Source organism: Bacillus sp. BACIII, from assembly GCF_057836745.1.
This window is the reverse complement of sequence record NZ_CM174437.1, coordinates 97,931-121,378: the sequence shown is the minus strand read 5'-3', so window position 1 is coordinate 121,378 and position 23,448 is coordinate 97,931. Positions and strand designations below refer to the sequence as shown.

Here is a 23,448-nt window from a genome sequence, read left to right as displayed (position 1 = left end):
AATTTTAGGATGCATCTGATGTGAGGGAGGCTTTTTGAACATTGAACGAGAATAACCCTTTTCCTTATTCAAATACGGAAAAACGGTACCATACATTAAATTATCATCTGCGGGAGCATTTCGGACATAAAGTATTTAAAGTCGCGCTTGACGGCGGTTTTGACTGTCCGAATCGGGACGGCACGGTCGCACACGGCGGCTGCACGTTCTGCAGCGCTGCGGGATCCGGCGATTTTGCCGGCAACCGGGCCGATGACTTAATCACGCAATTTCACGATATCAAAAACCGCATGCACGAAAAGTGGAAAGACGGCAAATATATCGCATATTTTCAAGCTTTCACGAATACGCATGCTCCGGTAGAGGAGCTGCGTGAGAAATTTGAATCCGTACTCAAGCTTGACGGCGTTGTCGGCATGTCTATCGCAACCCGTCCGGACTGCCTGCCCGATGATGTGGTGGAATATTTAGCCGAACTGAATGAGCGGACATATTTGTGGGTTGAGCTCGGGCTGCAGACCGTACATGAGCGGACTGCCCTTCTGATCAACCGCGCCCATGATTTTGACTGCTATGTTGAGGGAGTCAATAAGCTTAGAAAACACGGCATCCGCGTTTGTTCCCATATCATTAACGGGCTTCCGCTCGAAAACAGGGACATGATGATGGAAACGGCCAAAGCGGTTGCCGATTTGGATGTTCAAGGCATCAAAATTCACCTGCTTCATTTATTAAAAGGCACACCGATGGTGAAACAGTATGAAAAAGGAAAGCTCGAATTTCTTTCTCAGGAAGAATATGTCCAGCTTGTATGTGATCAGCTCGAAATCATTCCCCCGGAAATGATCGTTCACCGCATTACGGGAGACGGGCCGATTGAATTAATGGTCGGGCCGATGTGGAGCGTCAACAAATGGGAAGTACTGGGCGCCATTCAAAAAGAGCTGGAAGCACGCGGAAGCTATCAAGGAAAGCTTTTCAGGAAAATCGGGGAGGAGACTGCCCTATGACCTTGATGCATATCCTCCCTTTCAGTAAAGAATTGCTGAAGTCAGCCGCTCAAGAAGGAGATATCACGGTCGACGCGACGATGGGCAACGGACATGATACATATTTTCTGGCAGGCCTTGTCGGTGAGACAGGACATGTTCATGCCTTCGATATTCAAGCGGACGCACTCGCCAAAACGAAGGAGCGGCTCGGTGCCGCCTTCAGCCCGCGCGTCACGCTTCACCATAAGAGCCATGATCAAATCAAGGCCTCTCTGCCCAAGGAAGCGCACGGGCATGTGGCTTGTGCGGTGTTTAATCTCGGCTATCTGCCCGGCGGCGATAAAAGCATTACGACAAACGGCCGCTCAACCATTTCTGCCATCGAACAGCTCCTTGAGCTGCTGAAGGAAAACGGGCTGATCGTTCTCGTTGTCTACCACGGGCATCCTGAAGGCAAGACGGAAAAAAGTGCATTACTGGAGTACTGCAGCAATCTTGATCAGGAAAAAGCCCGCGTGCTGAGCTACGGCTTTCTCAATCAGCGAAACGATCCGCCGTTTATTATAGCGATTGAAAAGAAATCTGCCGCCAAATAAAGAATCGGCCTGTCATAAGCGGGCCGATTCTTTTTGTGAATGGTGTTTACATTTTTTCGAAAGTTCATTACCATGAATAATGGAAAAAAGTACATATTTAAATGTAACATCCGGGAGGAGCAGCAGTTTGAATATTCTTCGCATCATATTTTCCAGTGTTCCCTATGTCATGTTCGTCATCATCTTATCAAGACATTTAGGATTTGAATTCGCGAAAACCTACTATTGGTGGTTTGCCGCATTTTTCGTCATCGGGCTGATCGGCAAATTTGCAATGCACCTTGCGGCAAAAAAGAAGCCATTTAAAAAAGAGACAGCGTAAATCGCATGTCTCTTTTTATTTACTGCTTTTGCAGCACGTTACGTGTATACGCGGGATTGTTTGTAAATACCCCATCTACTTTTTGTTTCAGCATAATCGGCGTCAGAGCCCGCTCATCTTCCTTATCAAAAAAGACGTGAACCTTCATCTTATTGTGGTGGATACGTTTTACGGCGGCTTCATTTGTTAATTTAGCATTAAGACCGACTGTATCAGCATATGTTCTGATGGTTTGCAGCTGCTTATCATTTATGTTCTCAGCCTCTTTATCTTTTAATAACCGAACAAGAGGGACGTTTTTATTCATAGATCGAACTTTCTTTAAGCTCTTCTCGCTAAAGGATTCAATGACCGCTTTATGACTGGAAATCAACTTATATTTTTGTAATATGTCAATCAGCTTCTTTTCCATCACCAGGCTGCCGTTGCTTTCTCTTGTCTCAATATAGTAATTGGCAGTTTGTCCGAATTTCTCTATGATTTCTTCAATCGTTAAAATCTTTTCTCCTTTTCCGGCATTCAGTTTTTTGATCTCAGCCAAAGACAGATCCTCTGTCAATCCTTTACCATCAGTTGTCCGATCGACCGTTTTATCATGAATTGCAATCAGATGGCCGTCCTTTGTCTCCCTTAAGTCTATCTCAATATAGTCTGCTTTGTCTTTAATGGCACGTGCATAGGATAAAGCAGTATGCTCCGGTTCAATCGCAGAAGAGCCCCTATGCGCTATTAATACGGGATGATAGCCGGCGGAAGCATGTATGACGGAGCAGCCGCCCGTCATGGAAATTAATCCTATGATGACTAAATACTTTAATTTTTTCATAAAATTAAAATATCATATTATGCCTGCGCAAACAATGTTTCATTCTTCACATAAGAATAAAAAAACCGCACCTTCATGAGAAAGGCGCAGTTCACCCATTACGAACTTTTCGTCCAAGCCATCTTTTGAAATTTGCGGTAGGCTCTTCCGTTGATATAAAAGAAAAATGACGTTTTGCCGCTTGCTCTGATCAGCTTTCGCGCGAGGCGGCCCATTTCTTTTTGGCTGGCGACTTTGTCATCGGATAAATAGACGCCGAGCAGCCCCCTGTTAATCAGCCGGTGGAAGTTTTCATGCGGAATGCCGTGCAGATGTTCATCCGCTTTTTCAATAAAATGCTTCAGTCTCTGCATCATTTCTTCATGAGACTGATAATACGTGCAGAAATTCAAATCGCCTTCAAGCAGATCCTCTTCCTGGTCAATTAAATAATCGAGCAGAATGTGCAGGCCTTGTATGTACGGAAAATAACTGCTGCGGATTTTCTCAGCGGTATGTTCGTTAAAATCTGGCTGGAATGAGTAAGCAACGAGACAGAAAATGCCTAACGTCGAGCCGGCGCAGGCCGAGAACTCAAACCATTCCATTTCCGGAAGCTTTGACTGATACTGCTCAAACCAGCTTTTAAGCCTCGGAACGCGTTCATGTTCTACGACATGCTTATGAACCTGAAGATCGCAATAATAATCGCACAGCTCAAGCAGATAAGGTTTAATAAGGCTGTAGTGTTCTATTGACCCAAGCACCCGCTGGCATGTTTTGACCAGCTCATGAAGATAACCGCCGTCATCCTGCTCCTCTCTGTACTGATAGTACGGCTGCACCTCTGCACCCACCGTCAGCGCGTCACGCATGGAAAGGTGAAGCATGCGGAAATCCTCCGGGTCAAGCGATGTGCTGCGGTCGCACAGATTGTCCAGATAATCACTGATCGTCTGATACGCAATGATAAATTGCACGCACTTCTCTTTTTGCTCTCCCGACAGCAGAGCTAAAATGCCGCCGCCTTCACAATGAAACGATTTATCACGGATACTTGCGGCCGCCTGCTGCCGCAGCTCGGTATTTTTAATGGAATCTGATTTTTCCCGCCACATATTCAATTCCTGATGAACGAGCGGAAAAATTTCCCGATACACTTTTGCCATAAGGTTAAAAGGATGTTCCGGTACTGTCAACATATGCACCCCCAGCGAATTCAAATATACTGATCTGTAAAGGCTTTCGCCGCCTTAAACACAGCTTCTCTTTCCGGTTCATTAAAAATTTCATGATAAAGCCCTTCCCACTCCCGGTAAGACTTATTATGGGAAGCCACACCGGCAAACCATTTGCGGACTTTCATTTTATCGACGATTTTGTCATCACCGCCCTGCATAAGCAAAAGCGGCACCTTTAAAAACGCATCGGTCGGCACCATAGCGGCATCAATCGTTTTTATAAGCTCTCTGTACCATCTTACAGATACTTTCGTGACATATAAACAATCGTTTTGATCCGCTTCAATCATATCCGCATTCCTTGTCGCCATATCAGGTGATAAACCGGAGTCCACTCTGATGGACGGAGCGAGGACATTCAGCCCTTTAGACGCAAAATCAAGCACTTTATTGACTTTTATTTGCAGCCCGAGACAAGGTGATGATAAAATGAGTGCCGTAATGCGGGGATTTCTCTGCTGCTTAAACCATTCTATCGCAATCAGTCCGCCCATGCTGTGGCCCAGAAGGAAAACGGGTGCTTCAAGCATTCTCGCTTGATCAATCCAAATATCTACTTCATCAATGTATTCTTGGAAAGAGCGAATATGCCCTCTGGCGCGGGTGGATGTTCCCTGACCCGGCAAATCGCCCATCACCACGTTATATCCGGAAGATCTCCACATTTCAACGAGCCATTTATAACGCCCGTGATATTCGCTTGCCCCGTGGATGATGACAATAGTACCGACGGGCCTGTCTGCTTTCCAAGTCCACATGCAGTTCACCTCTTACATAAATTTAAAGAAAGAAGGATGAGACATGATAATCTACCCTTATAAACAATTTACGCCGGATATACATCCTGATGCGTTTATCGCGGATAACGCCGTCATTACGGGTGACGTCGTTATCGGAGAACAATCAAGCATTTGGTTCTCAGCCGTCATCCGCGGGGATGTTGCGCCGACAAGGATCGGAAAAAGAGTCAGCATACAAGACTTGAGCTGTCTGCATCAAAGTCCCGGCCGCCCGCTTCTTATTGAAGATGACGTCACGATCGGCCATCAGGTTACACTGCACAGCGCAGTCATCAGAAAGAATGCTTTAATCGGTATGGGCTCCGTCATTCTGGACGGGGCGGAAATCGGAGAAGGCGCGTTTATCGGCGCCGGAAGTCTCGTTCCTCCGGGCAAAACCATTCCTCCCGGCTGTCTTGCGTTCGGCCGGCCCGCAAAGGTCATCCGCCGGCTGACAGAAGAAGACATACGGGACATGGAAAGAATCAGAACGGAATATGTTGAAAAAGGCCGATACTATAAAACACTGCAAGAGAAATAAAAAAGATCAGCTTTGTTTTACTACTGTACCATTTTTCAAAATATTATTTAAGTAATAACCATTTGCGTTCCGCTGATTGTCAGGAAACAGTAGCAAATTGTTCAGGAATTTGTTTTATTCTTCCCCCTTTTACCCGATCCTATGAAAAAAGAGCCCATTTCAGCGGGCTCTTTTTTTACGCTTTTTCGGCGAATGTCTGTCCGTTTTCCAGGTTTATGTGTTTTCTTTTGTGGAAGCCTTTCCCGTAATAGGCTGCTAATAAAATGCCGAACCAGACAGGGCCGATGATGACAGCCACCCTGGTTTCTGCATCAAAAGCCATCAGCACAACGACAAATGCGAGAAAAGCCAGTGAGATGTATGAGGAAAAAGGGTATAAAGGCATTTTATATTTCAGTTTTTTCCGTTCTTCCGGCTGTAAACTTTTACGGTATTTCATTTGGGAAAGCAAAATAATCGACCATGTCCAAATTGCTCCGAACGTCGCAATGCTTGTCACCCACGTAAACACTTTCGCCGGCACCACGTAGTTCAGCAGAACGCCGATGCATAACGCACCCGCTGAAACTAATACCGCTTTTCCCGGCACGCCGCCTTTTGTAACCGTGCCGTAGGCTTTCGGGGCTTCATTTTGCTCCGCGAGATTAAACAGCATGCGTCCCGTGCTGAAGATCCCGCTGTTGCAGGAAGAAAGAGCCGCCGTCAAAACGACAAAATTAATGATTCCGGCCGCTGCGGGTATTCCGATTTTTTCAAATGTCAAAACAAACGGACTTCCGCCTGAACCGATTTCCTGCCACGGATAAATTGACATAATGACAAATAAAGCTCCGACGTAAAAAATGAGAATGCGCCAAAAAACAGTATCAATGGCCCGCGCCAATGATTTTTCCGGATTTTTGACCTCACCGGCTGTGACACCGATCAGCTCAATTCCGAGATATGCAAACATGACCATTTGCAGCGACAGCAGCACCCCTTTAATCCCATTCGGGAAAAAGCCGCCGTTGCTCCATAAATTGCTGATTCCAAGCGCGACGCCTCCGTTTCCGAGACCGAATACGATCATCACCAGACCGATCGCAATCATTGACAGAATCGCCAAGACTTTAATGAGCGCAAACCAGAATTCAAGTTCACCATACGCTTTGACCGCCAGAAAGTTGACAGCTGTCATAATGACGAGTGCACAAAGCGCCCAGATCCATGACGGCACGTCAGGGAACCAGTAGCCCATATAAATGCCGACCGCGGTGATTTCCGCCATACAGGTCACGACCCATAAAAACCAATAATTCCAGCCTGTTAAAAAACCGGCCAGCGGTCCGAGATAATCTCTGGCATAGCGGCTGAATGAGCCGGCAACAGGCTTTTGAATCGCCATTTCCCCTAATGCCCGCATAATAAAAAACATAATCAGCCCGCTGCAGGCGTAAGCGGCTAAAATCCCCGGTCCTGCAAGCTTTATGGCAGAAGCTGACCCGAGAAACAGTCCGACCCCTATCGCGGCGCCCAAAGACATAAGCGAGATATGCCTCTCTTCCAAACCGCGGTGAAGCGTTTTTCCTTTGTTTTGCATAACTCTCCCCCCTGATTTTGACAGAAAAGTAACAAACCGAGACGAAATAGCCAGAAAGCACTTTCCAGCATCTGCCCGATTAGTCCTATTATAACCTTTTTCTGAATATTGCGTAATACTTTACTGAAAACATAGCGGAATAGACGGTTTACATAAAACAATAGAAAAAAGGCTTTCGATAACATCGAAAGCCTTTTGGATTAAACGAAAATGACTTCTTTCGGCTGGTGATTCAGCTCTTCCGGCACCAGTCTTTTTTCAACATTGATGCTGTGCCAGATCATGAAGATCAGCACGGTCCAGATTTTGCGGCTGTTGTCCGCTCTGTCGGCGCAATGATCTTCCAAAAGCTGAAGGACATAATCCTTTTCAATATAAGCGTCTGTTTCACTTTCACGAATGATGTTGCGCACCCATTCGTTCATTTCATTTTTCAGCCAGTGGCGGATCGGCACAGGGAAACCGAGTTTTTTGCGGTTCAGCACATGATCAGGCACAACTCCTTCAGCGGCTTTACGCAGAAGGTATTTCGTCGTACCGTTTTTCGTTTTCAGTTCATCCGGAATTTTAGAAGCCACGTCAAACACGACTTTATCAAGGAACGGCACGCGCAGCTCCAATGAATTGGCCATCGTCATTTTGTCAGCCTTTAACAGGATGTCGCCGCGCATCCACGTGTGAATGTCGACATACTGCATTTTATTAATGTCGCTGTATGAACGGCTTTCTGTAAAGTACGGCTTCGTAACATCACGGTATGAAAGCTCTGGGTTGTAATGTTTGAGCAGCTGTTTTTTCACAGGCTCTTCAAAAATCTTCGCATTCCCGATATAACGGTCCTCAAGCGGTGTGCAGCCGCGGACTAAGAGGCTTTTTCCTCTCATTCCTTCCGGCATGACGGACGCCACATGAAGAAGCATTTTTTTCAGACCGGACGGAATGCGTTCAAACGGTTTAAGCGACAGCGGTTCGCGGTAAATATTGTACCCGCCGAACAGCTCGTCCGCGCCTTCCCCGGATAACGCAACCGTTACATGCTTTTTCGCTTCTTTCGCGACAAAGTACAAAGGAATCGCCGCCGGATCTGCAAGCGGGTCATCGAAGTGCCAGACGATTTTCGGAAGCTCGTTCATATACTCCTCAGGAGAAATGACTTTGCTGATATTTTCAATCCCGAGCGCGGCAGCTGTTTCCTTCGCTACGTCAACCTCACTGAAGCCCTGCTGTTCAAAGCCGACAGAAAATGTTTTAAGGTTCGGGTGAAATTCTTTCGCAACTGAGACGATAAAAGAAGAGTCGATGCCGCCGGATAGAAACGAGCCGACAGGAACGTCACTTCTCATGTGGACTTTGACAGAGTCAAAGATTGCGTCTCTGACTTCTTTCACCAATTTATCTTCATCGGACTGAACGGGCTTAAAGTTCGCTTTGAAATATGTTTTAAACGCGATTTCGCCTTCCGGGCGGATCGTAAACTGGCTGCCCGGCTCGACTTTTTTCACTTCAGCGTCAAGCGTGCTCGGTTCAGGGACGAATTGGAAAGACATATATTGCTGTAAAGAAGCTTTATCGAGATCAATACCGTTTTGAGCGGCCATTAAACTTTTTCTTTCAGATGCAAAATACACTTTGTCCCCGATGGTTGTGTAATACAGCGGTTTAATGCCGAACGGGTCTCTCGCGCCGTACATGACACGGTCAGTTTTGTTCCAGATTAAAAACGCAAACATTCCGCGAAGCTTTGAAGCGGCTTCTTCTTTATAATGACGGTATGTCGCAAGGAGCACCTCGGTATCGGAATCTGTATTGAAAGTGTAGCCTTTCGCTTCAAGCTCTTCTCTCAATTCAATGTAGTTATAGATTTCGCCGTTAAAAATGATCCAATATTTCTCATCTTCATATGATAAAGGCTGTCCGCCGTTTTCTACGTCAATAATACTGAGCCGTCTGAAGCCGAATCCGACGTGCTCATCATGATAATACCCATCGCTGTCAGGACCGCGGTGAACGATCATTTGGTTCATTTGTTTGATTAGCTCTTCTTGATCTGCGGTTTGAGTTAATGGATGCTTATTAAAAACACCGACAAATCCACACATAGTATAGCCTCCATAAGTGTAATTTTCTAATTGGACCCCCTTTTTATAGACGCTTTGTTACGCCATTGGTTTCACGCTATGTAAAAAATAAGCATGGCAGCATCTGCAAAAAGGGAAAGCCGCTTAAATAAGCGGCTATAAAATTATTCTCCTAGTGCTTCTTTGCGAAGCGCATCCGCCTTGTCAGTACGCTCCCAAGGAAGATCCACATCGTGACGTCCGAAGTGGCCGTAAGCGGCAGTCTGCTTATAGATCGGACGGCGCAAATCAAGCATTTTAATAATGCCGGCAGGTCTCAGGTCGAAGTTATTCCGTACGACTTCGATCAGTTTCTCTTCAGAAGCTTTTCCTGTATCAAATGTATTGATGGAAATAGATACAGGCTGTGCCACGCCGATTGCGTATGCAAGCTGCACTTCACAAGAATCAGCAAGTCCTGCAGCCACGATGTTTTTCGCTACGTATCTCGCAGCGTAAGCCGCTGAACGGTCTACTTTCGTCGCATCCTTACCGGAGAATGCACCGCCGCCGTGGCGTGCATATCCGCCGTATGTATCAACAATGATTTTACGGCCGGTAAGTCCCGCATCACCTTGAGGACCGCCGATTACGAAACGTCCCGTAGGGTTGATGAAGTATTTTGTTTCGTCATCAATCAGTTCCTCAGGCACGACAGGATTAATGACATGCTCTTTCAGATTGCGCTGAATCTGCTCAAGCGTAATTTCCGGATGGTGCTGAGTTGAGATGACGATCGCATCGATGCGGACCGGCTTATTGTTTTCATCATATTCAACGGTAACTTGCGTTTTTCCGTCAGGGCGAAGGTACGGAAGAATGTCTTCTTTGCGGACTTCGCTCAAACGGCGGGCCAATTTATGCGCCAAAGAGATCGGAAGCGGCATAAGCTCTTTCGTTTCGTTACACGCATAACCGAACATCAGACCTTGGTCACCTGCTCCGATAGCTTCGATTTCAGCATCGCTCATTGTGCCTTCACGCGCTTCAAGAGCCTGATCGACACCCATTGCGATATCCGCAGACTGTTCATCAATTGATGTTAAAACAGCGCAAGTCTCCGCATCAAATCCGTATTTTGCCCGTGTGTAGCCGATTTCTTTAATCGTTTCACGGACTGTTTTCGGAATGTCAACGTATGTTGATGTTGTAATCTCTCCGCTTACCAGCACAAGGCCTGTCGTTACAGATGTTTCACAGGCTACGCGCGCGTTCGGGTCTTTTTTTAAAATCTCATCTAAGATGCTGTCAGAAATTTGGTCACAGATTTTATCCGGATGACCCTCGGTAACAGATTCAGATGTAAATAGTCGACGGTTTTTACTCATTCACTTTTCCTCCTGAAAAAAGATCTTTTGAAAGACCTTCTCATATGATACGGAACTCGCTCCCTCTTAATACAATGTCATACTATATCAGAGAATGTTAATTGGCATATTTTATGAAATAAAAAAACCTTTTCCACTCGAGGAAAGGGTTTGGTCTGTGTGCCTTTCACTCTTATCGCTCAAGGAAATATTAAACCTTGCATCAGGTTAGCACCTTGGTTTCCCACAGTGTATTCACCTGCTTTTTTACAGAGAAACCGGTTGCTGGGCTTCATCGGGCCTGTCCCTCCGCCAGCTCGGGATAAGAGTATCCGCTCAATGAAATATCTTATCGTAAAAGGGCGGAAAGTGTCAATATGAATTAAAGCGATTACGCGCCTTTATTTCAGGAAGCAATGGAAAAACACAAACAAAAAATAATAAACAGTATAGACTATTTTTATATATGTGTTATACTAATTCCACATTCAGCGAAATAAAAATAAACCGGCAAAGGAAGGGTTTTATGAAATTAGTTGATTTAACCGCAGATCTTCAAGCATTACTCGCAAGTCCAAATGTGCATCATAATTTATCGGCGCCAAAACTTACCGAAAAAGTGATCACCCGAAATGAAGGGACGCTGACATCTACGGGCGCCGTACGCGCCACTACCGGTGCATATACGGGGCGATCACCTAAAGATAAATTTATCGTTCGTGAAAAAAGCACTGAAAATCAAATTGATTGGGGCGCGGTGAACCAGCCCATTTCTGAAGCGGCGTTTGAAAAGCTGTACGCCAAAGTCGTCAGCTACTTAAAACAGAGAGATGAACTGTTTGTTTTTGAAGGATTCGCAGGCGCAGATGAAAAATACAGACTGCCGATTACAGTCGTAAATGAATTTGCATGGCACAACCTGTTCGCGCGCCAGCTGTTTATCAGACCGGAGACGGCTGAAAGGGATCCGGAAGCACAGCCGTTTACCATTCTCTCAGCTCCGCATTTTAAAGCGGATCCGGAGACGGACGGCACGCATTCGGAAACATTTATCATTGTCTCTTTCGAAAAGCGCGTCATTTTAATCGGCGGCACCGAATACGCCGGAGAAATGAAAAAATCAATTTTCTCCATTATGAACTTCCTTCTTCCCCAGCAAGATATTCTGCCGATGCACTGCTCAGCCAACGTCGGTGAAAAAGGTGATGTCGCCTTGTTCTTCGGTCTTTCCGGCACGGGGAAAACGACGCTTTCAGCCGATGCGGACCGGAAACTGATCGGCGATGACGAGCACGGCTGGTCAGACTCCGGCGTGTTTAACATTGAAGGCGGATGTTATGCTAAATGTATCAACCTGAGCGAAGAAAAAGAACCGCAGATTTTTCGTGCGATCCGCTTCGGGTCTGTTCTTGAGAATGTTGTGCTTGATGAAAAAACGGGTGAGGCGGATTACGACAATTCCTTCTACACGGAAAACACAAGAGCCGCGTATCCGATTGAGATGATCGGCAATATCGTGCAGCCGAGCATTGCCGACCATCCGCAGGCGATCGTCTTTTTAACGGCGGACGCGTTCGGGGTGCTCCCTCCGATCAGCAAACTGACGAAGGAACAGGCGATGTATCATTTCTTAAGCGGGTACACCAGCAAACTCGCGGGAACCGAGCGCGGCGTGACATCTCCGCAAACGACTTTCTCAACATGCTTCGGTTCACCTTTCCTGCCGCTTCCGGCTCACGTCTATGCCGAAATGCTCGGGCATAAAATCGACGAGCACGGCGCTCAAGTCTTCCTGGTCAACACAGGCTGGACCGGCGGAGGGTACGGAGTCGGAGAGCGGATGAAACTTTCGTATACAAGAGCGATGGTAAAAGCCGCAATTGACGGCACGCTTGATCAGACAGATATGACGGCAGACAGCATTTTCGGCCTGCACAGTCCCGTTCACGTTCCGGGCGTTCCGGATGAGGTTCTTCAGCCTGAAAACACATGGAGCGATAAAAAAGCATACAATGAAAAGGCGCTGTTTTTAGCCAATGAGTTTAAAGAAAACTTTAAAAAGTTTTCTCATGCAGACTCAATTGCCAAAACCGGCGGACCTCTCGTTTAATCAAAAAAGCCAAGGGCGCTGCTGCCCTTGGCTTTTGTTTTTTCAGTTAGTCGAATGAAGCGAAGTGAGTCTATATGTAATGCTCGTCCGGCCGTTCGCCCATTCGAGCTTTTGGACTTCGCCAGTGCCGGATTTCTCGCCGTTTTTTGTTTTGCGCACGTCCATCGGAATATCAAGAGGATAAACGCGGTAGCCCTCTTTCTCCAATAAAAAGATATTTTCCTCTATCCGTTTTTCATTGCCTTTTGTCACAATCATTGTATTAAATTCAACAGGCATTCCCAAAATGAAAATCCCCTTTCATTCTCTTTTTCTTTATTATCATATCATAAATCCGTTATCTTACCTTGTCTTCATCCATTCCGCCAGACGCCGGACAATGCGCCTGTTTTCCTGCGGCGGAAAATAATGTGTAAAACCGCTGTAATACCAGGTTTCCACCGGTTTTCCCGCCGTTTTCAGCCTGTCCTCAATCATCCGGGCATGTTCGATCGAAACATTTTCATCATTCTCGCCGTGGATAAGCAGCACAGGCGCTTGAATAAGGTCTGCTTTTTCAAACGGCGAACGCCATCTGTATTCATCCGGCACCTTTTTCGGCGTGCCGCCGATCACCCGCTTCATCATCCGCCGCATATCCTTCCGCTCTTCATAAGTAAGCACCATATCACTCACACCGCCCCAAGAGACGAGCGAAGCCGCCTGATGCCCCATCTCGATCGCAGTCAAAAGCCCCATGATGCCGCCTCGGGAAAACCCGAAAATATGAACCCGGCCTTCCCTGACGTTCGGGTGATCCCGAAGCAGGCGGAAAGCGGAAAACGCGTCCTCTCTGTCCTCTCCCGCAAAATCTTCATTTCCCTCGCCGCCCTGATTGCCTCTGTAATAAGGTGCAAACACGACAAAGCCTTGGGAAGCAAACTGAACGATTCTTCCCGGGCGGACCATGCCGACATTTTTTATGCCGCCGCGCAAATATAAAAAACCGTCGTATGTTCCCGGCGCCGCAGGCTCGGCAAGGAGCCCCTTTACCTTCAGCCCTTCTGACTCATAGCACACCGCAAAGAGCCGGACATGCGGGCTCGGAGACGGAAACCTTCTCTTTTCAACCAGCAAAGCAAATGAGCCTCCTTCATCATCAGTTTTTTTATTCTTTCCCAACCTGAATATGGGCACTCACACATTTTTTATACCCATCATACGATATGTAAAGCAAAAAAGGTTATTTTAACGCTTAATACAAGGAGGTTACAACGTGAACAAATGGCTCAAAACGAGCTGCATCTTTGTCATATGCGCCTTTTTCCTGCTCATTCTTCCGGCCTGCAGACAGGAAGAAAGTCTGACGAAGGTGAAGGTGGCGGAAGTCACACACTCCATCTTCTATACGCCTATGTATGTCGCTGAAGCGAAGGGTTTCTTTAAAAAAGAAGGGCTTCAAGTGTCTCTTCAAACAACATGGGGCGGAGACAAAACGATGACATCGCTTTTGTCAAACGGCTCTGACATCGCGCTGGTCGGTTCTGAAACATCCATTTACGTGGAAGCGCAAGGAGCTAAAGATCCTATCATCAACTTCGCGCAGCTGACGCAGACAGACGGTACATTTCTCGTGGCGCGGAAGGATGAGACATCATTCAAGTGGGACGATTTAAAAGGAAAAACATTTCTCGGCCAGCGAAAAGGCGGCATGCCTCAAATGGCCGGTGAGTACGTCCTGAAAAAACATCACATACAGCCGAAAAAAGACATCAACCTGATTCAAAACATTGATTTCGCCAACATTTCCAACGCATTTGCATCCGGCACCGGTGATTATGTGCAGCTGTTTGAACCGACGGCATCCCAATTTGAAAAAGAAGGCATCGGCCATATCGTCGCATCCTTCGGAGAAGCTTCCGGCCAAGTGCCTTACACAACTTTTATGGCAAAAGAAAGCTATTTAAAAAACAATGAAAAAACGGCGGAAAAATTCACCCGCGCCATTTACCGCGCCCAGCAATGGGTGGAAAGCCACCCGGCCAAAGACATCGCAAAAACGATTCAAAAGGAATTTGCCGATACCGACCCGGCCATTATTGAAGCATCAATAGAACGCTATAAAAAACAAAAATCATTCTCTTCAGACCCTGTTCTGCAAGAGGATGAATGGGAACAGCTCCAATCGATTATGGATGAAGCCGGAGAGCTCCCGAAACATATTCCGTACAGCAAACTCGTCAACACAAAAATCGCCAAAAAAGCCACCTCAGAACAATAGGAGGAACATGAATGTCTTTTTTACAAGTGGATCATGTGACACATACTTATTTCTCGCTGAAAGAAAGAACAACCGCCGTGAAAGATATACATTTTCATATTGAAAAAGGGGATTTCATCTCCTTTCTCGGGCCGAGCGGATGCGGAAAAACCACCCTCCTGTCCATTCTGGCCGGCCTTATCGCCCCCGCTCAAGGCCGAGTGCTGATTGAAGGAAGCGTGCCGAACCATAAAGAACACCAAATCGGCTATATGCTTCAGCAGGATTATTTATTTCCTTGGAAATCAATTGAGGAAAACGTCCTGCTCGGTTTACACATTTCCAAAACATTAACAGAAGAAAAAAGGGCTGAAGTTCTCAGCCTTCTGCCTAAACTCGGATTAATCGGCGTCGAAAAAAAATATCCGAAAGAGCTGTCAGGCGGAATGCGGCAGCGGGCTGCACTTGCCCGAACGCTTGCGCCGGACCCGGGACTGCTGCTTCTGGATGAGCCGTTTTCCGCGCTGGACTTTCAAACGAAGCTTTCTTTAGAAAACCTTGTCTTCAAAACATTAAAAGATTTTCAAAAAACCGCCGTGCTCGTCACCCACGATATCGGTGAAGCCATCGCCATGAGCGATACGATCTATTTATTTTCGAATCAGCCGGGCACCATCCATCAAATCTTCACCGTGCCCAAGGAGCTCGCGGCCTTAGATCCGTTTGACGCGCGTCAGGACCCGGCCTTTCAGCCGCTGTTTCAAACGATATGGAAGGAGCTGAACTCCCTTGAAAAACAGCAGCGGCACGATTGAACAGCTTCATCAGGAGTTTAAGAAAAATCATCAAAAAGAAAAACGCCGGATCCGTGCGTATCAGGCCGCTATTTTCATCGTATTTTTTGCCGGGTGGGAAATATCGAGCAAGGCAGGCTGGATCGATCCGTTAATCTTCAGCTCACCCTCTGCCGTTTGCCGGCTCTTGGCGGAAAAGATCGCGGACGGATCTCTTGCGGCCCACATCGGCGTTACATTAGGAGAAACCGTTCTGGGCTTTTTGCTCGGCACACTTCTCGGCACATGCCTTGCCGCTCTGTTATGGTGGTCAAACAGGCTCGCCCGTGTGTTAGACCCGTACCTCGTCATTTTAAACGCGATGCCGAAAGTCGCGCTCGGGCCGATTCTTATCGTCGCACTCGGGCCGAGTTTCACAAGCATCGTAGCCATGGGTGCAGTCATCAGTGTCATTATCACGACGATCGTCGTCTTTACGGCTTTTCAGGAAGTGGATGAGAATTATATTAAGGTCATGAAAACCTTCGGAGCGAAAAGGCGCATCATATTTAAAGAAGTCATTTTGCCGGCGTGCTCCCCCGCGATTGTTTCTGCGCTTAAAGTGAATGTCGGTTTATCCTGGGTCGGGGTCATTGTCGGCGAGTTTCTTGTGTCCGAAAAGGGCCTGGGCTACATGATCATTTACGGCTTCCAAGTCTTCAATTTCACTCTGGTGTTCTTAAGCCTTCTGATCATCGCGGTTTTTGCGACACTGATGTATCAGGGAGTCGAATGGTTAGAAAGAAAATGGACGAAAGGAAAAATATAAAAAAGACCCGTGCGATATCGCCGGGTCTCCGTTTTTATGATTGAAATACGCCGTCCTCTTTCAGCTTTTTCAGGCTGATCGGAAGCACTGAATCTTTCATGATGAAACTGAACTTTTTATTTCTCGGGAGATTCTCCGGCAGTTCGCTGAACAGCACCGGCCCCTTCGTTTCAAAATAATCAGCCTGTTTTTCAAGCCTTTCAATATCGGCAAAATATATATTCTTAATGATTATCTTTTCCCTGCCGAGAACTTTATACTGTCCGACGTACTGAAGGTGTCTTACTGCAGCGCCGGTTTCTTCTTTCACCTCGCGCAGTGCCGCTTCCTCCGCACATTCCATCGGCTCCACTTTTCCGCCCGGAAATTCAAACCCCCGGTCTTCATGCTCAGTCAAAAGCCATTTATCGCCATATCGGCATATGACCCATACGTGCTTCGGGCTGTCTGAAAAAGGCTGGTGTTCAAAGGAGAGCTGAACAGTATTCTGATAATAGTCTTTAAACTCGTACATGTTTATCCCTCTAATCCGTTCCTTCATATCTTCCATACATCATACCACAGTTGCGTTTGTTCGGAAGCCCTTTATCAAAAATTCAGAGGAAAACCATCATACCCGCTAGTATAGCCTCGTTTGAAGCAAATGTTACGGTTTGCGCTTGAATTTATTTTTCAAGGTGTCCAAAAGATCGACGAGCACCTGCGGAACCGGGATGCCCAGCGAGCTTGCCGTGATCACAATCTGTACCGATTCGTATAAGATATAAAACATGATAGCCAAATTACGGATAGCGCCTTCGGTATAAAGCAGCTGATCAAAAAAATGGCAAACTGAGACTAATGCCAGGGTCACAATTTTTTTGACCAGCCGCGCAAAAAGCCTTTTTGGGCTCAGCTGATGCAAAAGAGACTCTTTTAAGCTTGTACTGATAAATTCGATCGCCATGACCGATAGCAAAATCAGAAACGAATACTGAAAACCGCCAAAGAAAAATCCCGCTGCCGACACAACCACTGCAAAAAACGAAAAGATGCCAAAGTCTCTGCCCATATGATCCAACATCCTTTCACAGAAACGGCCTTACATTATTCTATGAAAAGTGAACGGAACGGTCTGGATTTTTCAGAAAAATGGACAACATCTCTTCGGCAGCCAAATAAAAGACCGGACGCTCTAAAGCCCCGGTCTTCCCTTGTTAATTATCCCAAATACGCTTTGAGCATCCAGTTATGTTTTTCGATATTCTGGTGAATGGCAAGCAGCATATCGCCGGTCGTTTCATCCCCGACCTCATCTGCGAGATCCATTCCGCTTTTCAGCTCTTCTGCAATGACAGTGAAATCATCATAAATGTTCTGTACCATTTGTTCTGCGTTCTCATTGCCTTCCGCTTCTTTTATAGAAGCAGTTTTCAATGATTCCGTCATGGTGCCGATCGGCTTGCCGTTTAATGCCAGCAGACGCTCTGCAAGGTCATCAATATATGTAGCCGTTTCGTTATACAGCTCTTCGAATTTCTCATGCAATGTGAAAAAGTCCTTCCCTTTAACGTACCAATGATAGTTATGTAATTTCACATACATGACCGTCCAGTTTGCAACTTGTTTATTAACTGCTTCCAATAGTTTTTCTGACATGCCAATCTTCCTCCTTTGGTTTACTATTGATATACCCTATATATCGTGTGTTAAAACATAAATTTTTAGCCCTTGGTTTTCCAGATGGAAAATATGTTATCATTTGTTAAAAAGGAGGGATTCCATGCTGCTTCTTCTGAGTCTCGGCTTTCTTATCGTGCTTGCCGTGCTGCTTTTATCCATCTGGTCGACTGTAAGAGCCTATAACGTAAAGCATACGATCGATCCGCCGCAGGACACATCAAACGGATTGACGGATAAAAACAAACCTTAATGATGTTGTGCCTTTTCCTCATGGCCGGAGGAATCATCGGCAGCTTCAGCATCCCCGACACGCACTTTTACAGTCGGCATATTGTGCTGCTGTTTTGCCGTTACGTGGGATTGAACGGTATACACACCTTCTTTATTGAATTCAGTCCGCAGATAATACGCCCCTTTTTCCTCCTTGGCCTTGCTTGTTTTTCCGCTGCCTTTTTTTCCTTCTTTCCATACTTCAAACATGACTTCATCCGCATCCGTGACCCGCTTACCGCCGTAAAAAACTTCCGCCTTGTATTCTGCTTTTTCATGCGGCTCTGCCGTTTCCGGTCCGGTAAGCTTGACTTCAAGCGCTTTCGGCTTTTCATCCGCGGAGGTTTTGTCCGCATTGCCTCCGCAAGAAGATAAAAGAAATACCATACCGCACATACCCGCCAATACAGCCCGTTTCATTCCATCACTCCTTCATGTTTGCTTCTATTTTAGCAAACGCTTACACATAAGGTGTGACATTTTTTAGAAATATGTAAAAAAGCCTTTTTGCATGACAGCAAAAAGGCCTGTTTTTTATCCGAACACTTTGAGCAAATCTTCTTTATCCTGTGACAGCCAGAAACGCATCAGGCGTTTCGCGCCTTCCAAATCATGAAGTTTCGCCTGGCCGCACTGTTTTTCATTGGCTGCCGGGATCTCCGTAATATCGATGGCTTCTTTCAGCGTAGCGTCAAGCAGGTCGACAATTTCTTCCGCTGTCGGCTCGCCGCTCACAACAAGATAATAGCCTGTCTGGCAGCCCATCGGTGAAATATCTATGATGTCGAAGTGATCGTATTTCTCAGAATGTGTGCGAATCGTAAACGCAAGCAAGTGCTCAAGCGTATGAATCGTATCCGGCTTCATCGCCTGTTTGTTCGGCTGGCAGAAGCGGATGTCAAACTTATTCACGACGCCGTCTGTTCCGACTTTATGCACTCCGCAATGTCTTACATACGGAGCCACAACCGCGTTATGGTCAAGCTCAAAGCTTTCTACTGAAGGCATAATAGCACTCCCTTTTTTTCAGAATATGCATCCATTATAACACAGTTTTCCGATAAGAATTGCGGCGGAAGCTTTTCAATCTGAAATTTTTTTTCTATACTGGCATTAGAAAGGTGGTTTTTTTGATGAAAACCATAATGATTGCGTTAATCCGCGGATACCAGAAGTTCATCTCTCCGCTGACGCCGCCGTCATGCCGCTTCTATCCGACATGTTCTCAGTACGGAATCGAAGCCGTCAGGACTCACGGCGCATTAAAAGGCGGATGGCTGACCTTGAAGCGAATCTTAAAGTGCCATCCGTTTCATCCGGGCGGGGTTGATCCCGTACCGGAAAAAAAACAAAAGCATTAGTCCATATGCTGGTAGCCGTCGATCACCAGATCAAGTTTACCGGTTTCAGGATCAATCACCAGACCATGCACCGGCACATTGTCAGGGAAAAGCGGATGGTGTTTAATGACGTTTACGCTGTCTGTCACACTCGCTTCTACAGAATCAAAGCTTTTCAGCCATTGATCAAGATCAACACCTGAGTGCTTCAGCATGTCAATCCGCTCTTTCGGAATACCGCGGTCAATAATTTTACCGAGCATATCCTCGCTGTTGATTTTGCTCATGCCGCAATCATGATGGCCGATCACGCAGACTTCATCAGCGTTTAATTCATATACGGCCACTAAAAGGCTGCGCATGATGCTTCCGAACGGGTGGGCGACAAGCGCGCCGGCACTTTTAATAATTTTCACATCACCGTTTCGCATGTTCATCGCATGGGGAAGCAATTCAACAAGACGTGTGTCCATGCAGGACAAAATCGCCATCTTTTTATCCGGGAATTTAGATGTTTGGTATTTTTCATAATCTTTGTTTTTAGTGAACTGCTCATTAAAATTCATGATATCGTTTAGAAGACTCATCGTGGTGTTTCCTTTCTGCTTTTTTATTCACAATATAACATAAGGCGGGCCATTTCGTCACTACCCGCACCTGATCACAAAGTAACAGACGGCCCAATAAATAAGACAAACCCCCTCGGGCTTGTCTTATTTCCCCATATTGTATTTTTTGTTGAACTGTTCGACTCTCCCGCCCTTTTCGTTGAACTTTTGGCGGCCTGTATAAAACGGATGCGTATCTGAGCTGACTTCTACTTTAATCAGCGGGTATGTTTTTCCGTCCTCCCACTCTGCCGTTTCCTCTGACGTTTTCGTTGAATGGCTTAAAAACCGGTAGCCGCTGTTCACATCTTGAAAAATCACTTGATGGTTATCCGGATGAATATCTTTTTTCATGCTGATCTCCCTTTCTCAAATCGTAATAATTACGTTTTATTCTAAACCTTAAATAGGCGCTTGTCAATCATATATGCCCCGATCCCTTGATTTCTAAACCCTGTCCATATATGGAATCAGAAGAATAATCTAATGGCTTCAGCAAATAATATAACCACATTACATAAAACGGTAATAAGAAAGGCGGTTTATGACGTGGATGATTTAGTGTTAGCCAGAAGCCTGTTCGGGACAACCATGGGCTTTCATATTATTTTCGCGACGCTTGGTGTCGGGTTGCCTCTGATGATTTTAATGGCTGAATTGATTTATCAAAAAACCAAAGATCCTCATTATGCCATTATGGCGAAAAGGTGGACAAAGGCGCAGGCGGTCCTGCTTGGCGTGGCGATACCGACCGGAACGATCGCGGGTACACAGCTTGCTCTTTTGTGGCCCGGATTCATGGAAGTCATCGGCAGAGTGATGTCACTCCCGTTTCAAATTGAAATTTATGCTTTCTTTATCGAAGCGCTGTTTATGTCCATTTATGTCTATGCCGCTGACCGGCTGACTCCGGCGATGCGCATCATTGCGGTTATTTTCGTTTTGATCGGCGCCGCGGCATCTGCCGTCTTAATTACAAATGTTCACGCATTTGAAGGAACGCCGGCCGGCTTTAAAATTTTAAACGGCAAAATCACTGACGTCGAACCGTGGGCCGCATTTTTTAATCCAAGCTTTTTCACCACCGCGGGCCATGTCGTTCTGACGGCTTTCATGACCGGTGCATTTATCGTCGCCTCTGTAGCGGCTTATAAAATGCTGAGAACGAGAAAACAGGAGCAGATATACCGGTTTCACCGAAAAGCGCTGCTGCTCGCTTTAACGATCGGCGGAATCTTTTCCATTATTGCTTCTTTAAACGGACACGAATCTGCTCAGCTTCTTTACGAATACCAGCCTGAAAAGCTTGCGGGCGCAGAAGGGCTGTTCGAAACAAGATCACACGCTCCGCTTGCGATCGGCGGTTTTACCGATGCAAAAGAAGAAAAAGTAAAATGGGCAATAGAAGTGCCGTGGGCTTTAAGCTTTTTGGCTGCAAACAGCTTTGATACCGTCGTTAAAGGGTTGAATGCGTTTCCGAAAGACGAGTGGCCGCCTTTATTTATCCATACTCTGTTTAACGGAATGGTCGGCATCGGAATGCTGCTCATTTTGTACTCCATCATCGGCATCGTATGGAGAAAAATCTTAAAGAAAGACAGCTTTCCGACTTGGCTTTTGATTTTATTTTTAACAGCAGGACCGCTCAGTCTGATCGGAATTGAATTCGGGTGGATATTCGCTTGTACGGGACGGCAGCCATGGGTGATTTATCATCTGCTGAAAACATCAGATGTCGTTACCACAACCGGTTCAATCGGCTTGCTGTTCATCCTGTTTACGGTGGTTTACGCCATTTTGGCGGCCGCAGTCATTTATGTGCTGCTTTATTATTTCCGCAAACATCCCGTTGAGGAGGATGTAAAAGCGGCGGAATCTTAACAAAGAAAGGGCTGAATTGAAATGGACATTACCATGGACGCTCTCATCGCGATATCAATCGTATGGGGCTTCGTGTTTATCTACGCGGTCATGGCAACGATGGACTTCGGAGCCGGCTTTTGGTCGATGATTTATTTAAATAAAGAACAAACAAAGGCGACAAACATCGCCAACCGTTATTTGTCCCCGACATGGGAAGTGACCAATGTCTTTATCGTCGCAATCGTTGTCGCCCTTTTCAGCTTCTTTCCCGGGGCGACCTTCGTGCTGGGGACCGTTTTATTGATTCCGGGGAGTATCATTCTGCTGCTTTTAGCGATCCGCAGCGGCTTTCTCGTCTTCTCCAATACGGCGAAAGAAAGAAAAATCATGAGATATATCTCCGGAATTTCAGGTTTTATTATTCCTGCCGTGCTGATTTTGGTCCTTCCGGTTACACACGGGGGATTTATCGAGAAGACGGGCGGAGTGTATCACTTAAATTTGGCAAGTGTCTTTACAAGCCTGAATGCGTATACATTTATCGGCTTTGCCATTTTAACCACTTTGTTTTTATCTTCGCTGCTTCTGGCCGACTTTTCAAATGTTGCGGAAGAGGAGCATGCGTACCGCATCTACAGACGGAGCTCTTTAATAACAGGCCCGCTGTCTCTTCTTTTTGCCATCTTCATTATGGTGACATTACGCTCTGAAGCCGGCTGGCTGTATACGGGGATGATGAAAGACAAGACATGGCTCATCCTGTCTGTCATTACATTTATTATTGCCGGTGTGGCCCTGTTTCTGCCAAATAAACGCTTCGGCCAGAACATCGGCAAACCGAGAATCGCCATGATCGCCATTGCGCTGCAGTATTTTCTGGCAAGCTATGCGTACGGACGCGCTCACCTTCCTTATATGATTTATCCCGATATTACGGTCATGTCGGGATTTACGGAGCCGGCAACCTTCAGGGCGCTGTTTATGACGTATATCGTCGCTTTCATTATTTTGTTTCCCGGGTTTTATTTCTTCTGGAAGCTCTTTATGAAAGACAGACGTTATATCCGCCAGGAGGAATAACAGAAATCAGAGCGGTTCATACTAATGGCGTACCTTTTATCATGGAGGGAGAGTCAGCATGGATCATCAAAAAATACTGTGTGAAGTCAATAACTGCTCTTATTGGGGCAAAGGAAACAAATGCACGGCCGACGCGATTTATGTTGTCAGCCATACAGGCGAAACCGCTGAAAAAAGTGAAGAAACCGATTGCAAAACCTTTAAACCGTATGATTTATAAAAAAAGAGCTGTTTTTATACAGCTCTTTTTCATTTCCGCGCCGATGAGAAGCATGGCAGAAACGGCAAATTGGCGGCGGCAGACGGTACAATCCGTATCGCATTTTCATGACATGTACAGAATTTTTTATCAAGATGTACATGTTTGCCTCAGCCAGAAAGCAACGCCTGCGATG

At 46.2% G+C, this 23,448-nt stretch carries 28 protein-coding genes and 1 riboswitch; of the genes, 13 read left to right on the top strand and 15 right to left on the bottom strand.

Annotation, left to right across the window (positions count from 1 at the left end; all coding sequences use genetic code 11):
* The first annotated feature begins 41 nt into the window (after window positions 1–41).
* The 3 genes from mnmL to ACXN9U_RS00740 all read left to right on the top strand — a co-directional run bounded on the left by mnmL (window position 42) and on the right by ACXN9U_RS00740 (window position 1,910).
* Window positions 42–1,010, top strand: coding sequence for a tRNA modification radical SAM protein MnmL/YtqA (mnmL, locus tag ACXN9U_RS00750; RefSeq protein WP_016938493.1), 969 nt, complete (start codon window positions 42–44; stop codon window positions 1,008–1,010).
* Window positions 1,007–1,588, top strand: a complete 582-nt coding sequence (mnmM, locus tag ACXN9U_RS00745; protein WP_438420439.1) for a tRNA 5-(aminomethyl)-2-thiouridylate-methyltransferase MnmM — start codon at window positions 1,007–1,009, stop codon at window positions 1,586–1,588. The genes mnmL and mnmM overlap by 4 nt, the downstream gene beginning before the upstream one ends.
* A 127-nt stretch (window positions 1,589–1,715) precedes the next feature.
* The gene (locus tag ACXN9U_RS00740; protein ID WP_021494493.1) at window positions 1,716–1,910 is read left to right on the top strand and encodes a hypothetical protein; all 195 of its coding nucleotides are present in this window, start codon (window positions 1,716–1,718) and stop codon (window positions 1,908–1,910) included.
* Between the two features lie 19 nt (window positions 1,911–1,929).
* Here ACXN9U_RS00740 and ACXN9U_RS00735 read toward each other — a convergent pair whose 3' ends face one another.
* The 3 genes from ACXN9U_RS00735 to ACXN9U_RS00725 all read right to left on the bottom strand — a co-directional run bounded on the left by ACXN9U_RS00735 (window position 1,930) and on the right by ACXN9U_RS00725 (window position 4,714).
* Complete coding sequence (locus tag ACXN9U_RS00735; RefSeq protein ID WP_489202071.1) at window positions 1,930–2,736, bottom strand: glycerophosphodiester phosphodiesterase family protein; 807 nt, start codon at window positions 2,734–2,736, stop codon at window positions 1,930–1,932.
* A 98-nt stretch (window positions 2,737–2,834) separates the two neighbouring features.
* A complete protein-coding gene (locus tag ACXN9U_RS00730) occupies window positions 2,835–3,914 on the bottom strand; it encodes a tetraprenyl-beta-curcumene synthase family protein (RefSeq protein WP_060965118.1) in 1,080 nt (359 codons plus the stop codon).
* Between the two features lie 20 nt (window positions 3,915–3,934).
* Window positions 3,935–4,714 (bottom strand): alpha/beta hydrolase, encoded by a 780-nt coding sequence (locus ACXN9U_RS00725; protein ID WP_060964491.1) that lies wholly within the window; start codon window positions 4,712–4,714, stop codon window positions 3,935–3,937.
* A 46-nt stretch (window positions 4,715–4,760) separates the two neighbouring features.
* Between ACXN9U_RS00725 and ACXN9U_RS00720 the strand changes: the two genes are divergently transcribed.
* Window positions 4,761–5,276 carry a gamma carbonic anhydrase gene (locus ACXN9U_RS00720; RefSeq protein WP_101605599.1) on the top strand — a complete coding sequence of 172 codons (516 nt, stop codon included), beginning with the start codon at window positions 4,761–4,763 and terminating at the stop codon, window positions 5,274–5,276.
* A 175-nt stretch (window positions 5,277–5,451) separates the two neighbouring features.
* Here the strand turns inward: ACXN9U_RS00720 and alaP are convergent, their stop codons facing one another.
* The 3 genes from alaP to metK all read right to left on the bottom strand — a co-directional run bounded on the left by alaP (window position 5,452) and on the right by metK (window position 10,300).
* Entirely contained in the window at window positions 5,452–6,855 is a 1,404-nt protein-coding gene (alaP, locus tag ACXN9U_RS00715; protein ID WP_060964489.1) for an alanine permease AlaP, read from the bottom strand.
* A gap of 200 nt (window positions 6,856–7,055) precedes the next feature.
* Window positions 7,056–8,954: an asparagine synthase (glutamine-hydrolyzing) gene (gene asnB / locus ACXN9U_RS00710; RefSeq protein WP_016938486.1), complete on the bottom strand. Its 1,899-nt coding sequence runs from the start codon at window positions 8,952–8,954 to the stop codon at window positions 7,056–7,058.
* Between the two features lie 143 nt (window positions 8,955–9,097).
* The gene (metK, locus tag ACXN9U_RS00705; protein ID WP_016938485.1) at window positions 9,098–10,300 is read right to left on the bottom strand and encodes a methionine adenosyltransferase; all 1,203 of its coding nucleotides are present in this window, start codon (window positions 10,298–10,300) and stop codon (window positions 9,098–9,100) included.
* 169 nt (window positions 10,301–10,469) lie between these two features.
* Window positions 10,470–10,608: riboswitch (SAM riboswitch) on the bottom strand.
* A 197-nt stretch (window positions 10,609–10,805) separates the two neighbouring features.
* Here metK and pckA point away from each other — a divergent pair.
* Entirely contained in the window at window positions 10,806–12,389 is a 1,584-nt protein-coding gene (pckA, locus tag ACXN9U_RS00700) for a phosphoenolpyruvate carboxykinase (ATP) (RefSeq protein WP_489202070.1), read from the top strand.
* Window positions 12,390–12,431: 42 nt separating this feature from the next.
* On the opposite strand, the gene ACXN9U_RS00695 is transcribed toward pckA, so the two are convergent.
* Window positions 12,432–12,674, bottom strand: coding sequence for a DUF2584 domain-containing protein (locus tag ACXN9U_RS00695; RefSeq protein ID WP_013353269.1), 243 nt, complete (start codon window positions 12,672–12,674; stop codon window positions 12,432–12,434).
* 57 nt (window positions 12,675–12,731) lie between these two features.
* Entirely contained in the window at window positions 12,732–13,505 is a 774-nt protein-coding gene (locus tag ACXN9U_RS00690; RefSeq protein WP_489202069.1) for an alpha/beta hydrolase family protein, read from the bottom strand.
* Between the two features lie 139 nt (window positions 13,506–13,644).
* Here ACXN9U_RS00690 and ACXN9U_RS00685 point away from each other — a divergent pair, with 139 nt between their 5' ends.
* From ACXN9U_RS00685 to ACXN9U_RS00675, 3 genes are read left to right on the top strand one after another with little or no spacing between them, the layout of a single operon-like run.
* Window positions 13,645–14,649 (top strand): ABC transporter substrate-binding protein, encoded by a 1,005-nt coding sequence (locus tag ACXN9U_RS00685; RefSeq protein WP_489202068.1) that lies wholly within the window; start codon window positions 13,645–13,647, stop codon window positions 14,647–14,649.
* 11 nt (window positions 14,650–14,660) lie between these two features.
* Window positions 14,661–15,443, top strand: coding sequence for an ABC transporter ATP-binding protein (locus ACXN9U_RS00680; RefSeq protein WP_047476785.1), 783 nt, complete (start codon window positions 14,661–14,663; stop codon window positions 15,441–15,443).
* Window positions 15,418–16,230, top strand: coding sequence for an ABC transporter permease (locus ACXN9U_RS00675; protein WP_060964484.1), 813 nt, complete (start codon window positions 15,418–15,420; stop codon window positions 16,228–16,230). The genes ACXN9U_RS00680 and ACXN9U_RS00675 overlap by 26 nt, the downstream gene beginning before the upstream one ends.
* Before the next feature lie 34 nt (window positions 16,231–16,264).
* Here ACXN9U_RS00675 and ytkD read toward each other — a convergent pair whose 3' ends face one another.
* From ytkD to ACXN9U_RS00660, 3 genes are all read right to left on the bottom strand, one after another.
* Window positions 16,265–16,744, bottom strand: coding sequence for an RNA deprotection pyrophosphohydrolase (gene ytkD, locus ACXN9U_RS00670; protein ID WP_016938479.1), 480 nt, complete (start codon window positions 16,742–16,744; stop codon window positions 16,265–16,267).
* A 132-nt stretch (window positions 16,745–16,876) separates the two neighbouring features.
* Window positions 16,877–17,281, bottom strand: coding sequence for a phage holin family protein (locus ACXN9U_RS00665; RefSeq protein ID WP_060964483.1), 405 nt, complete (start codon window positions 17,279–17,281; stop codon window positions 16,877–16,879).
* Between the two features lie 149 nt (window positions 17,282–17,430).
* The gene (locus ACXN9U_RS00660) at window positions 17,431–17,868 is read right to left on the bottom strand and encodes a Dps family protein (RefSeq protein ID WP_489202067.1); all 438 of its coding nucleotides are present in this window, start codon (window positions 17,866–17,868) and stop codon (window positions 17,431–17,433) included.
* 124 nt (window positions 17,869–17,992) lie between these two features.
* Here ACXN9U_RS00660 and ytzI point away from each other — a divergent pair, with 124 nt between their 5' ends.
* Window positions 17,993–18,142, top strand: coding sequence for a YtzI protein (ytzI, locus tag ACXN9U_RS00655; RefSeq protein ID WP_060964482.1), 150 nt, complete (start codon window positions 17,993–17,995; stop codon window positions 18,140–18,142).
* Here ytzI and ACXN9U_RS00650 read toward each other — a convergent pair.
* Together ACXN9U_RS00650 and ACXN9U_RS00645 are read right to left on the bottom strand one after the other, a co-directional pair.
* The gene (locus ACXN9U_RS00650) at window positions 18,139–18,582 is read right to left on the bottom strand and encodes a FixH family protein (protein ID WP_489202066.1); all 444 of its coding nucleotides are present in this window, start codon (window positions 18,580–18,582) and stop codon (window positions 18,139–18,141) included. The two genes, ytzI and ACXN9U_RS00650, sit on opposite strands and share 4 nt — an antisense overlap.
* 114 nt (window positions 18,583–18,696) lie before the next feature.
* Window positions 18,697–19,170 carry an S-ribosylhomocysteine lyase gene (locus tag ACXN9U_RS00645; protein WP_003152237.1) on the bottom strand — a complete coding sequence of 158 codons (474 nt, stop codon included), beginning with the start codon at window positions 19,168–19,170 and terminating at the stop codon, window positions 18,697–18,699.
* Between the two features lie 125 nt (window positions 19,171–19,295).
* Between ACXN9U_RS00645 and yidD the strand changes: the two genes are divergently transcribed.
* Window positions 19,296–19,523, top strand: a complete 228-nt coding sequence (yidD, locus tag ACXN9U_RS00640) for a membrane protein insertion efficiency factor YidD (protein ID WP_016938474.1) — start codon at window positions 19,296–19,298, stop codon at window positions 19,521–19,523.
* Here the strand turns inward: yidD and ACXN9U_RS00635 are convergent.
* Together ACXN9U_RS00635 and ACXN9U_RS00630 are read right to left on the bottom strand one after the other, a co-directional pair.
* Window positions 19,520–20,089, bottom strand: a complete 570-nt coding sequence (locus ACXN9U_RS00635) for a beta-class carbonic anhydrase (RefSeq protein WP_016938473.1) — start codon at window positions 20,087–20,089, stop codon at window positions 19,520–19,522. The two genes, yidD and ACXN9U_RS00635, sit on opposite strands and share 4 nt — an antisense overlap.
* Before the next feature lie 126 nt (window positions 20,090–20,215).
* Window positions 20,216–20,464 (bottom strand): type B 50S ribosomal protein L31, encoded by a 249-nt coding sequence (locus ACXN9U_RS00630; protein WP_003152229.1) that lies wholly within the window; start codon window positions 20,462–20,464, stop codon window positions 20,216–20,218.
* A gap of 195 nt (window positions 20,465–20,659) precedes the next feature.
* Here ACXN9U_RS00630 and ACXN9U_RS00625 point away from each other — a divergent pair, with 195 nt between their 5' ends.
* From ACXN9U_RS00625 to ACXN9U_RS00615, 3 genes are read left to right on the top strand one after another with little or no spacing between them, the layout of a single operon-like run.
* Window positions 20,660–21,991 carry a cytochrome ubiquinol oxidase subunit I gene (locus ACXN9U_RS00625; protein ID WP_369546280.1) on the top strand — a complete coding sequence of 444 codons (1,332 nt, stop codon included), beginning with the start codon at window positions 20,660–20,662 and terminating at the stop codon, window positions 21,989–21,991.
* Window positions 21,992–22,012: 21 nt separating this feature from the next.
* Window positions 22,013–23,053 (top strand): cytochrome d ubiquinol oxidase subunit II, encoded by a 1,041-nt coding sequence (locus ACXN9U_RS00620; RefSeq protein WP_060964480.1) that lies wholly within the window; start codon window positions 22,013–22,015, stop codon window positions 23,051–23,053.
* 58 nt (window positions 23,054–23,111) lie between these two features.
* A complete protein-coding gene (locus ACXN9U_RS00615; protein ID WP_016938469.1) occupies window positions 23,112–23,273 on the top strand; it encodes a DUF1540 domain-containing protein in 162 nt (53 codons plus the stop codon).
* Window positions 23,274–23,448 lie beyond the last annotated feature (175 nt).